A 13,346-nucleotide genomic window follows, 5' to 3' on the forward strand; every position below is an offset into this window, starting at 1 on the left:
TTCACTTGGGGAATTGGCGAAGGGGTGTTTTTCTATTTTCAACCCCTTTATCTGGCTGAGTTGGGGGCTGATCCTCTTCAGATCGGGACGATTTTGGGGGTTGCCGGGGTGGCGATGGCCGTTGTTCATATTCCGGCAGGTTATCTTGCCGATAAATTTGGGCGGCGCCCGCTCCTGCGTGCCGCGTGGGGAATTGGTTTGCTATCTTGTATGTTGATGGCAACCGCCAATACCTTGTCCATTTTTGTAATAGGATTGATTTTTTATAGTTTTACAGCTTTTGTTATGTCTCCCTTAAATAGCTATGTCACCTCTGCACGGGGCAAGTGGACGGTTGAACGCGCCATCACACTCGTTTCGGCAACTTTTAGCCTGGGAATGATTCTCGGACCTCTCCTCGGGGGCTGGCTGGGAGATCGTTTTGGTTTACGCTCACTTTATTATGGCGCTCTGGGTGTTTTTTTAATTTCCATGGTTTTCATTCTCTCACTGCCGCCACAGCCTGTCGAATCTTCGTCGACACAACTTTCCTCCAAAAATTTGCTCAGAAATAAACGCTATCTGAGCTTTCTCGGTCTGATTTTTATCGTGATGTTTGCACTTTACCTCTCTCAGCCACTTACGCAGAATTTTCTCCAGGAAGTTCGCGGTCTGACGCTGGGGCAGATCGGGTTGCTAGGGTCTCTGGGCGCGCTCGGCAATGTGATATTGAATCTGATCCTCGGGCAAACAAGAGCCCGACTCGGTTTTTTATTTGGCCAGCTTTTCACTGCCATATTTGCCTTTTTGATCTGGCGCGGTTCCGGGATCGGAGTTTTTGGTCTCGCTTATTTCCTGCTTGGAGGATATCGTGCAGCTCGATCGATGGCTACGGCCCATGTGAGCAGCCTTGTTCATGAAGCCCAAATGGGATTGGCCTATGGATGGCTGGAAACCATTAGCGCTCTCTCACTGATCCTTGCGCCGCCACTGGCGGGATACCTCTATGTGAGTGACCCCGCATCGCCCTACCCCTTTGCCTTGCTTCTGATATTCATTAGCATTATACTGACCCTGATCTTTTTCCCGCGTTCCAAAAACCTAATTCCTGAATCCTGAGAACCTCTATGTTGAAAATTATCTCCCTTACCCTGGGTCCTGTCCAGACCAATTCATTTATTGTTGCTGATACCGATACCGGTGATGCTATTGTTGTTGATCCTTCCTGGGATGGCGCCCTGGTTGCCAAAACCGCCGCTGAACAAGGCTGGCAGATCAAAGAAATTTGGCTCACCCATGCCCACTTCGACCACATTGGCGGAGTGGCTGAACTAGTGGATGCCCTTCCCGAAGCCCCCCCTGTTCTTCTGCACTCTGATGATCTTGATCTGTGGAAAAAGGGTGGTGGGGCGGCGTTATTTGGTTTCAAGATTGACCCGGGCCCTGAGCCTGAGACTCTGATAAATGGACAAATCCTTCAGCTTGGAAAATTTTCATTTGAAACCCGCCATACTCCGGGACATCGCCCCGGTCATTGTGCTTTCTATTGTGCGGATGCAGACATCCTGTTTAGCGGAGACCTGATCTTCTATCGTAGTGTTGGCCGTACAGACCTCCCCGGCGGCGATTGGGCAACCTTGGAGGCGAGCATCCGTGAGCAGGTATATTCCCTCCCCGATCAGACGCGCATTCTCTCTGGTCATGGCGAGGAGACAAATGTGGGTGATGAAAAAGAGAATAATCACTTTGTTAGGGCATAATCGATGTTTACAAAACCCTCCCAACGTTTTCCATTATTATTTGTAGCTGTACTTGTGTTATTTGTCGCCATGTGGAGTGGTCTCTTGCGTATGGGTTGGCAATGGCCCACTTTATCCCCCTGGCCGATGGCGCATGGGCCTTTGATGATCGCAGGCTTTTTAGGTACCTTGATCAGTATTGAGCGCGCCGTTGCCCTCAATAAATCCTGGTTATATGCAGGGCCAGTATTGAGCGCCCTGGGAGGGCTTTATTATGTCGCAGGTGGAAATGCGATTCTTGGCGCCCTCTTGATGACTGCGGGGAGCTTTGGTCTTGTTGTCATCTTTGTCGTGATCCTGAAACAACATCGAGCAGACTACACGGTCATTATGACCCTGGGAGCCATCGCCTGGTTTATTGGAACATTGCTTTGGTTTCTGGGCCTGCCTATCTTTCAGATCGTCTTGTGGTGGAGCGCTTTTCTTGTCTTGACCATCGTTGGCGAACGGTTGGAACTAAATCGAATTATGCCTCCATCTCAAAGACGACGAGTCATTGGGTTAATGACAATTGGCGTTTATTTACTTGGTTTAATTCTGTCACTCTTCTGGTCTGATGTGGGTACTCGCACCATTTCTGCGGGGATGCTCCTCATGGCGCTCTGGCTTCTTCGCTTCGACATTGCCCGCATCACGGTTCGCAAAACGGGACTGGTGCGCTTTGTCGCTATTTGTCTCTTGAGTGGCTATGTCTGGTTGGGTGTCAGTGGAGTGATCGGCTTATATTCTGGAGCTGTTTTTGCCGGTCCGATTTACGATGCTTATCTGCATACGGTTTTTGTCGGCTTTACCTTCTCTATGATCTTCGGTCATGCGGCGATTATTTTCCCGGCAATCCTGCATTTACCAGTCAAATATAGCAGCAAATTCTATTATCCATTGATTCTTTTGCACATATCCCTGATTCTACGTGTTGTTGGAGATTTGAATTTTCAGCAGCCTTTACGCTTATGGGGTAGTCTCTTCAACGCGATTTCAATTCTGTTGTTTTTGGGGATTATGGGAAGAACGATCTATATTGGGAGTAAAGAAGCAGGTGAAGAGGCGCAAGCATAAAAAATAACATCATGAAGATGGCTTCGCATCTATCGCGAGGCTCTTTTCAAATCCTATTGATTTCAGTAAATATTTATCTAGAGGGAGCTGGATGAATTACGTTTCTTGCTCATTTTATGGGAAACCTGAGTAAGGGGGGAAGGTTATCCAAATAATTGCGGCCGAAAATCATCTCAAAAAAGAATATCACGCGGTATAATGGGCGTAGAGCTTTAACATTTTATTTTTGATCAAGGTACCTTTTCCCCCGGATGGGAAGGTTCAAAGGCGAAGCCGGTTTAAGTCCGGCGCTGTAGCGCAACTGTAAGTTCCGTCAGGAACAAGCCAGGACGCCCGCCTTGATTAGTCTCCACACCCCTCGCAGAAAGGAGGTGGAAAGCGTTTATATCACTAAACCATTCCTCTCCCCTACCGCAAGGTAGGGGATTTTGATTCTATAAATACCATACCGATAAATATAGATTGTTGGAGAGATAAATGATAAACAAGAAAAAAATACTTTTTTTAACAGTGCTATTCTCATTTGGACTGTTGCTCGGAGCCTGTACCCCTGCTGCAACCCCACCTGAAATTCCTGTTGAAGTAGAATCCACCGATGTTCCGAAACCTGCTGAAGAACCACAACCAGAGGGTATGATCTTTGTTGACGATTTAGGCAATACGATTGAGTTGAGCGAATACCCGCAAGCCATCGTTTCCATTTCGGCCTCTACCACAGAGGTTCTGTTTGCAATCGGTGCCGGAGATCAGGTTGTCGGGCGCGATGAGTATTCTGTGTATCCTGAAGCAGCCCTCGATGTCACCAGCGTAGGTGCGTTATGGGAGGAGTTGCCCACAGAAGCCATCCTGGCGCTGGAGCCAGACCTGGTCGTTGCGGCTGAGATTATCTCGGAAGACCAGGCTCTGGCCTTGCGCGACCTCGGGTTGAATGTTTACTGGCAGGCCAACCCCGCCTCGTATGAAGAGCTATTTGAAAACTTACGTGATTTTGCCAGGCTGACGGGTCACGAAGCCGAAACCGAAATCCTGATTACAGACCTGGATGCACGTGTCAAAGCTGTACAGGAAAAAGTTGCTCCTGTATCTTATCTCCCTTCTGTCTTTTACGAATTGGATGCAACTGATCCGGCCAATCCCTGGACGACGGGGTCTGGCACATTTATTGATTATATTATCACCATGGCCGGTGGCATCAATGCGGCTTCTGCGCTAGAAGGTGATTATGCTCAGATCAGTACCGAAGCATTGATCGCTATCAATCCAGAGATTATTTTGCTGGCCGATGCACCCTATGGTGTTACTCCTGAGATTGTTATCGCACGCCCAGGTTGGGATGCCATCACTGCTGTCGCTGAGAATGCACTTTATCCTATCGACCCCAACATGATGAGCGTTCCTGGCCCCCGTCTGGTGGATGCTCTGGAAGAAACTGCCAGACTCTTGCACCCCGAGATATTTGAGTAAGCCCGATCATACGAGGCTTCATATGCTGACCGTGAAAGGTTATGGAGCCTCGTCCCGCTTATTATGATCCGCAAACGACCTTATTTAATGAATACGATCTTGTTGCTCACAGCCTTTGTGATCAGTATTGCGCTGGGTGCTGTCTTCATTCCTCCGGAGACTATCTTCCGGATCCTGGCAGCTCAAATTCCTGGGATCAATATCAATCCTGATTGGCCAAATTCATTTTCAGCCATCATCCTGGCTGTGCGCCTTCCGCACACGGTTCTGGTAGTCCTGACAGGAGCAGCCCTGGGGAGCAGTGGGGCTGCGTATCAAGGATTGTTCCGTAATCCGCTTGCTGATCCTTATCTGATCGGTGTCGCTTCAGGGGCTGGACTAGGTGCGGTGTTTGCAATGTCACTTAACTGGCCGACAAACTTGCTGGGATTTTATTTGGTGCCTGCCGGCGCCTTTGTGGGGGCGATCCTGACCGTAGTATTGGTCTACAATCTGGCGCGTGTAAATGGTATGGTCCCGATGACGACGCTTATCCTTGCCGGTGTGGCTGTAGGAGCCTTTGCTTCGGCAATGACTTCCTTTTTGATGCTGCGTACCGATTTGCAACTTCACCGGGCAATTTCATTTTTGCTCGGTGGTTCACCGATGGCAGGCTGGAATCCTGTCATCGCAGCTTTGCCTTACATGCTTGCAGGCATGGGGATGCTATCCATCTCTGGACATATGCTAAATGTGCTCCAGTTCGGGGAAGAAGAAGCCAAGCAGATGGGGCTGAATGTTGACCGGGCTAAAATATTCATCATTGTGACAGCATCCCTGACCACAGCGGTAGCAGTTGCATTTTCGGGAGTGATCGGCTTCATAGGTTTGATCGTCCCGCATATGATTCGCATTCTGTGGGGGGCGGATTACCGGCGCCTCGTCCCGCTATCCATTTTGGGAGGTGGCAGTGCGTTGCTGCTGGCCGATATGCTGGCGCGTATCCTGTTGGCTCCCTCTACCCTGCCTGTGGGGATTGTGACCGCCCTTGCTGGCGCGCCTTTCTTCTTGTGGATTCTGCGCCGTGCAAAGCGAGAGGTCTTCTGGTAATATGCTAAAAATAGACTCTCTTACAGTTGCCTATGGCCAGAAAAGGGTGCTGAAAAATATTACCATTGAGGCCCTTCCCGGAGAAATAATCGCTTTGATCGGCCCGAATGGTGCCGGAAAAACCACGCTTGTGCGAGCCGTAAGCGGGACAATACCCACCGAATCCGGGCAGATCTATGTCAATGGGAAAGATTTATCCCGTTTTTCAACCGCGGAACGGGCCAGGGTTTTGGCTGTTGTTCCTCAAACACGGCAATTGGGAGGTGCTTATTCTGTTGAGCAGGCCGTGATGATGGGACGTACAGCCTATATGAGCTGGCTTGGGCGTGAGAGCCAGGAGGATAGAGATGCTGTTCGATTGGCGTTGGAGCAAGCCCAATTGCAGGATTTTGCTGACAGGTCGATCGCTCAATTATCCGGGGGCGAACAACAGAGGGTATTGCTGGCGCGAGCCCTCGCTCAGTCAACCCCTGTTTTATTGCTTGACGAACCCACAAATCATCTGGACTTGCAACACCAGACAAATTTATTATCGCTGATAAAAAGACTTTCGATAGAGAAAGAATTAGCTGTTTTGATGGCCGTCCATGATTTGAATTTGGTTTCATTTTTTGCAGATAAAGTTGCCTTGCTGGTCGGTGGAGAGCTAATAACCTTTGGTACTCCGCAAGAGGTGATCTGTGCAGAAAATATCAGTGAGGCCTATCAAACGCCGGTTGAGATTATCCCTCATCCAGTTACGGGTGCGCCGATCATTTTTCCGCAAGGCGCATTGGAACAAAAGTAATAGAGAGGCAAAATGGCAAAAAAGAAAAAGGGCCTGGTGATCGTCAATACGGGAAAAGGGAAGGGGAAATCCACTGCAGCCTTTGGTGTGGTTTTACGCGCATGGGGGCGTGGGATGCGCATCTGTGTTCTCCAATTCATCAAATCAGAGAAGGGAAAATGGGGTGAGGTTAAAGCCGCCACAAAACTGGGAATTGACTGGCTTTCCACCGGGGATGGATTTACCTGGCGTTCAAAAGATATGGATGAGACCATTGCACGCGCGCAGCATGGTTGGAAATTGGCACAGGAAAAGATCACCAGTGGCGAATACGATTTGATCGTTTTAGACGAATTTACCTACCCATTGGATTTCGAATGGTTGGATGTGAATGAAGTGATCGCCTGGTTGCAGGAAAACAAACCGCCCATGCTGCATTTGATCATCACTGGGCGCAATGCACCACAGGAGTTGATAGATTTTGCCGATATAGTCACGGAAATGAAAGAAATCAAGCATCCTTATGAAGATCAGGAAATTTCTGCACAGCCAGGAATTGAATTTTAAAGCCGTACCTGGCGGATTGGATAAAAAATGATAACTTCACTTCTGACTGCTTTCCAATTTTTGACCACCTTTCCGGCACTTATCCGTCGCCCATTTACCTCACAGGAGCTGGGTCGATCTGTGGGCTATTTCCCGGTGGTCGGCCTGGCGCTGGGCGGGGTGCTTTATGGATTGGGAAGTGGCCTGGAGTTGATTTTTTCAACGCAGATTGTCTCGGTCATCGTCCTGGCAGCCTGGTTGCTGCTCACCCGTGCCCTGCACTTTGACGGGTTTCTCGATTCATGCGATGGTCTATTTGGCGGATTCACTCCAGAGCGACGCCTGGAGATCATGAGGGATTCGCGCGTTGGCGCATTTGGTGTGGCTGGTGGAGTCGTGTTGCTGCTGTCAAAATATGCCGCCATGACCTCTCTCCCGAATCTTTCTGGACTTTTGCTTGCTCCCGTTTTCGGACGCTGGGCATTGTCTATTGCAATCTTCGCTTTCCCATACGCCCGCGAAAAAGGAATGGGGCGCGGTATGAAAGAGAACGTCCGTTGGCCACAAGTCATTCTGGCTACCGTTCTGACTGTCTTGGGAGCCTGGTTCTTCGCTGATTGGATCGGCTTATTGACCTTCGCTATCTCAGGAATAATACTTTGGCTTGGCGCAAGCTTTATTTTACGCCGCGTCCCCGGCCTGACCGGAGATAGTTACGGCGCCCTATGCGAATTGATCGAATTGGCTGTTTTGCTTATTTTCACAACCGGAGTGGCAATATGACCGGAAAAGTTCTCGTAGTTTTAGGCACCTCCTCATCCGTTGGAAAAAGCTTGCTGGTAGCTGGCTTATGTCACCTTTTCGCCAGACGAGGAGTGCGGGTTGCACCCTTCAAAGCGCAGAATATGTCCAACAACGCTGCCGTTTGCCCGGATGGCTCCGAGATCGGACGTGCGCAGGCTACCCAGGCAATTGCCTCCGGCCTGGAACCTCACGTGGATATGAACCCGGTCCTGATCAAACCTGAAGCGGATTCTCGCTCACAGGTGGTTGTTATGGGGCGGCCCTGGAAAACGCTTTCCGCAAAAGACTATTATCCGAATAAGAAGATGCTTTGGAAGGAGGCAACGGCTGCCCTGGATCGACTGCGTGAAAAATACGAACTAGTAATTATTGAAGGTGCTGGCAGTGCGGCTGAACTTAATTTAAAAGAGGGCGATATAGTTAACATGGCGATTGCGCGTTATGCAAAAGCCCCTGTACTATTAGCTGGTGATATTGACCGTGGCGGGATTTTCGCACAATTAATTGGCACAGCCTGGTTACTGGAGCCTGAAGAGCGCGAACTGGTAAAAGGCTTTATTGTCAACAAATTCCGCGGGGATATATCGCTGTTCTCAGATGGGGTCAAAATTTTGGAAGATAAAACCGATATTCCGGTCTTGGGTGTAGTGCCCTATTTACAGGGTCTATTCATCCCTGAAGAAGATGCGGTGGCGTTGGACAATCCCTTTGAGAATTCTGTCTCACCAACTGACGAACTCGAGATAGTCGTGGTACATCTGCCCCGCATTGCTAATTTTGATGATTTCGATCCGCTATCCGCAGAGCCGGGTGTTCGCGTTCGTTATGTGGATAGCCCCGAGCAAATTGGCAATCCCGCGGCGATCATCATCCCGGGGACGAAGAGCACCCTCAACGACCTGGAGTGGTTGCGGTCGCAAGGCTTTGAAAAAAGGATTCAGGAGCATGCACAGAAGGGAGGCGCTGTCGTTGGGATATGTGGCGGTTACCAGATGCTGGGAGAACTTGTCCATGATCCGGAACATGTGGAATCAGCACTGGAAAGCGCCCCCGGATTGGGTTTGCTTCCCATTGAAACAGTTTTTTCTGGTGAAAAAGCCACTCATCAGGCCAGTGCCCAAATAGAAAATGGTTCTGGCTGGTTTGCTGATATTGAAGGTGAAATAATAAGCGGATATGAAATTCACATGGGTCGTACCGATAGCCAAAGCCCCTGGATGAAACTTATAGAACGCAGTGGTCAATCGGTTCAGGTGCCGGATGGAGCAACCAGCGAGGACGGAAAAATTTGGGGATGCTATCTGCATGGATTGTTCTCGAATGAGAATCTACGCCGAGCCTGGTTGAAAGATGTAGGTTGGAGTGGTGAAGAGGCAGGAAAGAAAAACCCATTCGCGGCTTCCCTGACACGTTTGGCGGATACTCTGGAAGAAACCCTGGATATGGAATATTTGGAGAAGATCATATGGGAAAATTAACCTTGGTTCTCGGTGGCGCGCGAAGTGGCAAAAGCTCCTTTGCAGAAAAGAGGGCCAAAGAATCAGGTGGTGAGAATGTTCTTTATGTCGCCACGTCTGAGATCAAAGATGAGGAGATGATCGAGCGGGTCAGGAAGCATCGCACCGAGAGGCCATCCACCTGGGGGACGATAGAAGCCCCCCGAAATGTTGCCCAAGCTATTCGTGAGGCAGGTAGCACGGCACGTATCATTTTACTGGATTGTATGACCTTCCTGGTTGCCAATCATCTGATGGATGCGGCCGCCCCGGTAGGCGATCCCTTTGAAGACCCAAAGGCTGATCCCTTCGAACCTGAAATCGAGGCGAATGTGATTGTCGAAGTGGAGGCTTTGGTCGCTTATGTCCGGGAGACAGAGGTAGAACTGTTGGTTGTATCGAATGAGGTTGGTCTGGGGGTTGTCCCACCCTATGAATTGGGACGCGCCTATCGAGATATTCTTGGACGTGCCAACCAAATCCTGGCATCTCATGCCGACGAAGTGCTATTGCTTGTAGCGGGTATTCCGATGCAGGTAAAGTAGGGGCGGACGGCTGTCCGCCCTTATAAAAATTATCCCGCCAACCCCAGCTCAGGTGCAATACGGCGCATGGCTTCGATCACATTCGTGATATGTTCAGATAATTCGACGCCAAATTCCCCGGCACCTTGTTCCATCTCCTCGCGGTTGGCTCCGGCTGCGAAATGTCTATCTTTCCATTTTTTCTTGACGGATTTCGCTTGTAGATCCATTAACGAACGCGAGGGGCGTACCAGCGCAACGGCGGTGATCAACCCCGTGATCTCGTCACAGGCGAAGAGTGCTTTTTCCATCAGGGAATCACGTGGAATTCCGGTATGTTCCGCATGGCTGAGGATGGCGCGAACGATTGGTTCCGGCACACCCCTCTCCCGCAAGAGGGGAGCGCCCTCAGCTGGATGATCCTCGAGTGTGGGATGAATCTCCCAGTCAAAATCATGCAAGAGCCCGACCACTCCCCAGAGTTCCACATCTTTATTCAACTTTTCGGCGTAAAAACGCATGGCGGCTTCGACGGCAAACATATGCTTGACCAGATTTTCATTTTTGATGAATTCGCGAACTATCGCTAAGGCTTCTATGCGTTTCATTATTCCTCCGGAAAAATTGGTTCAAAATCTCCCAAAACGGGTATGGGATGTATAACATGCACATCCCAGAGTGCAGAGATGGTGGCAAGTGATTCTCGCAAATTCCAGTACCCTCGGGAAAATTTCCTATAGGTACGTCTATCTGCATTGATGCCTTTGCTTGATATCCCAAGCGCATCGCAAATATAGAGTGCGCGTGATAAATGGAATTCCTGGGTGACGAGGATCGCTGATTCCAGCCCGAAAATTTCTTTGGCACGGTAGCATGTGTCATACGTGCGGCGACCGGCAAAATCGAGGATAATGACCTCTTCGGGAACACCCAACCCAAGAGCGTAATTTTTCATCGCGGATGGCTCGTCGTAGTCAGCAAAACGATTATCGCCACTCAGTAATAATTTTTCAACCTTGCCCTGGAAGTATAGTTCGGACGCGGCCTGAACCCGATCCCGTAAAACGGGCGTGGGACTGCCATCACGCCAGAGTCCCGCACCAAAGACGATTGCCGCCCGTTCAGCAGGAATATCTTCAACGCTGTAGACGCGACCTTTACTATGGATGGCAGTAATCAGACGCGCGATCAATAAAATAATTGCGCCGCTAATTCCCAGAATGAAAAGGAGTTTGAAAATTAGCATAAGAATGCTTTTAATAAGAGCATAAATTTTAAATAACAGTTTGAACATTCGGGCATTTTACCACTTTACAGCAAAAGGCCCCAAAGGGAATGGATCGCCTTTAGGGCCTTGGTATTATCCGCTACATCTCTTATACAAAGCGGGCGCGGATCTCTGCACTCACATAATCCAGAATGGCGACTGTGATCGCGATGAACCAGACACACATCCCGGCAGAGCGATAATCCAGAACACGGATATATTGGATCAACAGGAAGCCAACTCCGCCACCGCCGACCATACCGATGATGGTGGACATGCGCACATTGATATCCCAGCGATAGATAGTGAAGGAAACAAAGGGTGGGATGATTTGTGGAACGACCGCATACATTACAGTTTGGATCCAGTTGGCACCAGTAGCCTGGACAGCTTCAATTGGCCCGGGGTCGATTGATTCGATTGCTTCGGAATATAGTTTGCCCAGGGCCGCAATCGAGTGTAAGACCAGGGCCAGGACGCCTGCAAAAGGCCCCAATCCGACCACAATGATGAAGATGACGGCCCAGATGATCGGTTCGATGGAACGAATGATATTCAAGATAAATCGAACCAAATAGTAGATTGCCAGTGTCAATGGCGATATTGACATCAGGTTTCGGGCTGCCAGGAAGCTGACCGGCAACGCGAACAAGATTCCAAAGAAGGTAGCCATCATGCCCATGAAAATGGTCTCGATCATTTTTTCAACGATCAATTTAAAATCGTGGCTTAATTTTGCGGCCCCCACTTCTTCAATCTGATGGCCGAACACTTCCCAGATATAAGTTGGTTCTCTAGCACTGGGTGGCAGAAGAGCGTAAGGCATTTCAATGTCGATTTCGAAATAACCGTTTTCATCCGGGATAACAATCACATATTCTCCGCCCTGGCGCTGGCGGAATTCGTCACCAATCGGGTCTTCCCACATGATATCGACCTCAATGCCCGGTGAAAAATTGTAGCCTTCCAGGTGCAGCTCTGTGCCCGGATTGTCGGTTCCATCCTGATCACGCAGATTTCCACAGGTTGGCGTCGAAATGATGATAGGCTCGTCTCCTGAAAGGGTGTTTTCAGGGGGAGGCGCATCTGAGCAAGGAATTTCTATTTCTGCATCTGCCCGGATTTCAGTTAACTCGTAATCAATAGCTTTACTCCAGGGCCAGCCAACCCGACCCAGAGCGGGTAGTGCATCATCAGCGTTAGAAACAAAGCCAACCAAATCGATTTGGGCGATTTGCCAGCCCAATGCAAAAAACATAACCATTAGCGCGATAAAAACTCCCAGTGGAGTTTTTGTGCGCACTTTTGCCAACGAATAGGCATCAATGGCGATCCAGATGTACAGGATGAAAAGCAGGATGGTGACAACAATTAAAAAGGGGTCCAGATACAAGCCTTTTTTGAAGATCGCCCACCTGCCCGTGTCGCGAGGTGCAGCAATACCAAAGCGCCACATTGTCAGGCCCACTACGGTTATGAAGGAAAAGAAAAGAATCAATCCTCGGCGTGCGCTTCGGGCGAGAGCCTGTCCAAGGCCGGGAATGATCAGGGATGCCAATGCAGCGATTGGTGCAGGCACCAGGCTGGGTTCTCGGGCGTCCTCAGGGATATGACCTAGTTGGAGTTTGTCGTCAGTCATGCTGCACCTCCCTCTTTTACTCCTAGATCTCCTTCAAGTCCGCCGCCTACTCGTTCCGCATCCTGGCCATAAATATCCTTAAATTGTTCATCTGTCATTGCGCGAATATCTGCTTTGCTGCCCTCATAAACAAGTACCCCATCTTTTAGACCAATAACTCTTGTGGCGTAGCGTTGTACCAAATCCAGATAATGCAGGCTGCAAACCATGGTTATCTTGTCTTCCTGGTTAAGTAATTCGAGATATTGCATGATCGAGTGAGCCAGCACCGGATCTAAACTTGCTACAGGCTCATCGGCCAGGATCATCTCAGGATCTTGCATCAGGGCTCGGGCTACGCCGACACGCTGTTGCTGACCACCACTCAATTCACTGGCTCGTTTATAGATCTGATCTTCGATACCCAGTCTTTTGATGGCCTCAAATGCTTTTATTTTGTCCTCTGCGGAAAAACGCCCGATTAAACTATTCCAGGATGGTGTATATCCTAATCGTCCCGCGAGAACATTTTTTAACACAGATGATCTTTTAACAAGATTAAAGTGCTGGAAAATCATCCCAATCTTGCGTCGGGCTTTGCGCAAATCTTCCCCTTTGAGTTGAGCCAGATCTACGCCGTCCCAAAGAATTTCTCCTTCGGTTGGGTCGATCAGGCGGTTGATACACCGGAGCATGGTTGATTTCCCTGATCCGCTCAACCCGATGACAACAAGAAACTCTCCATCAGGCACTGAAAAACTGACATCTTTCAGCGCCTTGGTCCCGTCGGCATATGTTTTACTGAGGTGACGAACTTCAAGCATATGGTTCTCCTCTAGTTAGTCTAGATTGGTACTGCCAAAAATATTTCAAAAACCCAAAATCACAACATGTTTTTATGATTTTGGGTTTTAATAATACAATCGGAATTTTTTATT

14 protein-coding genes and 1 riboswitch are annotated in these 13,346 nt (G+C 49.3%); of the genes, 10 read left to right on the forward strand and 4 right to left on the reverse strand.

The window, feature by feature from the left end:
- From AC3DOM_RS08130 to cobU, 10 genes are all read left to right on the forward strand, one after another.
- The coding region (locus tag AC3DOM_RS08130) for an MFS transporter (RefSeq protein ID WP_487918541.1) at window positions 1-1,098 on the forward strand (1,098 nt) is incomplete at its 5' end.
- Window positions 1,099-1,106: 8 nt separating this feature from the next.
- The gene (locus AC3DOM_RS08135; RefSeq protein WP_487918542.1) at window positions 1,107-1,739 is read left to right on the forward strand and encodes an MBL fold metallo-hydrolase; all 633 of its coding nucleotides are present in this window, start codon (window positions 1,107-1,109) and stop codon (window positions 1,737-1,739) included.
- 3 nt (window positions 1,740-1,742) lie between these two features.
- A complete protein-coding gene (locus AC3DOM_RS08140; protein ID WP_487918543.1) occupies window positions 1,743-2,834 on the forward strand; it encodes a hypothetical protein in 1,092 nt (363 codons plus the stop codon).
- A gap of 216 nt (window positions 2,835-3,050) precedes the next feature.
- A riboswitch (cobalamin riboswitch) is annotated at window positions 3,051-3,189 on the forward strand.
- Window positions 3,190-3,311: 122 nt separating this feature from the next.
- Window positions 3,312-4,298 carry an ABC transporter substrate-binding protein gene (locus tag AC3DOM_RS08145; RefSeq protein ID WP_487918544.1) on the forward strand — a complete coding sequence of 329 codons (987 nt, stop codon included), beginning with the start codon at window positions 3,312-3,314 and terminating at the stop codon, window positions 4,296-4,298.
- Window positions 4,299-4,361: 63 nt separating this feature from the next.
- Entirely contained in the window at window positions 4,362-5,387 is a 1,026-nt protein-coding gene (locus tag AC3DOM_RS08150; RefSeq protein WP_487918545.1) for a FecCD family ABC transporter permease, read from the forward strand.
- Window position 5,388: 1 nt separating this feature from the next.
- Complete coding sequence (locus AC3DOM_RS08155) at window positions 5,389-6,174, forward strand: heme ABC transporter ATP-binding protein (protein ID WP_487918546.1); 786 nt, start codon at window positions 5,389-5,391, stop codon at window positions 6,172-6,174.
- A gap of 12 nt (window positions 6,175-6,186) precedes the next feature.
- Entirely contained in the window at window positions 6,187-6,720 is a 534-nt protein-coding gene (gene cobO, locus AC3DOM_RS08160) for a cob(I)yrinic acid a,c-diamide adenosyltransferase (protein ID WP_487918547.1), read from the forward strand.
- A gap of 27 nt (window positions 6,721-6,747) precedes the next feature.
- On the forward strand, window positions 6,748-7,482 hold the full coding sequence (cobS, locus tag AC3DOM_RS08165) for an adenosylcobinamide-GDP ribazoletransferase (RefSeq protein WP_487918548.1): 735 nt from the start codon (window positions 6,748-6,750) through the stop codon (window positions 7,480-7,482).
- Complete coding sequence (locus tag AC3DOM_RS08170; protein WP_487918549.1) at window positions 7,479-8,981, forward strand: cobyric acid synthase; 1,503 nt, start codon at window positions 7,479-7,481, stop codon at window positions 8,979-8,981. Before cobS ends, AC3DOM_RS08170 begins: the two co-directional genes overlap by 4 nt.
- Entirely contained in the window at window positions 8,969-9,544 is a 576-nt protein-coding gene (cobU, locus tag AC3DOM_RS08175; RefSeq protein ID WP_487918550.1) for a bifunctional adenosylcobinamide kinase/adenosylcobinamide-phosphate guanylyltransferase, read from the forward strand. Before AC3DOM_RS08170 ends, cobU begins: the two co-directional genes overlap by 13 nt.
- A 29-nt stretch (window positions 9,545-9,573) precedes the next feature.
- Here the strand turns inward: cobU and AC3DOM_RS08180 are convergent, their stop codons facing one another.
- From AC3DOM_RS08180 to phnC, 4 genes are all read right to left on the reverse strand, one after another.
- The gene (locus tag AC3DOM_RS08180; protein ID WP_487918551.1) at window positions 9,574-10,131 is read right to left on the reverse strand and encodes an HDIG domain-containing metalloprotein; all 558 of its coding nucleotides are present in this window, start codon (window positions 10,129-10,131) and stop codon (window positions 9,574-9,576) included.
- On the reverse strand, window positions 10,131-10,769 hold the full coding sequence (locus AC3DOM_RS08185) for a SanA/YdcF family protein (protein ID WP_487918552.1): 639 nt from the start codon (window positions 10,767-10,769) through the stop codon (window positions 10,131-10,133). Before AC3DOM_RS08185 ends, AC3DOM_RS08180 begins: the two co-directional genes overlap by 1 nt.
- Window positions 10,770-10,899: 130 nt before the next feature.
- Window positions 10,900-12,429, reverse strand: coding sequence for a phosphonate ABC transporter, permease protein PhnE (gene phnE / locus AC3DOM_RS08190; RefSeq protein ID WP_487918553.1), 1,530 nt, complete (start codon window positions 12,427-12,429; stop codon window positions 10,900-10,902).
- Window positions 12,426-13,232, reverse strand: coding sequence for a phosphonate ABC transporter ATP-binding protein (phnC, locus tag AC3DOM_RS08195; RefSeq protein ID WP_487918554.1), 807 nt, complete (start codon window positions 13,230-13,232; stop codon window positions 12,426-12,428). Before phnC ends, phnE begins: the two co-directional genes overlap by 4 nt.
- Between the last annotated feature and the right edge of the window lie 114 nt (window positions 13,233-13,346).

The sequence above is a fragment of the Candidatus Desulfolinea nitratireducens genome, from assembly GCF_982879505.1.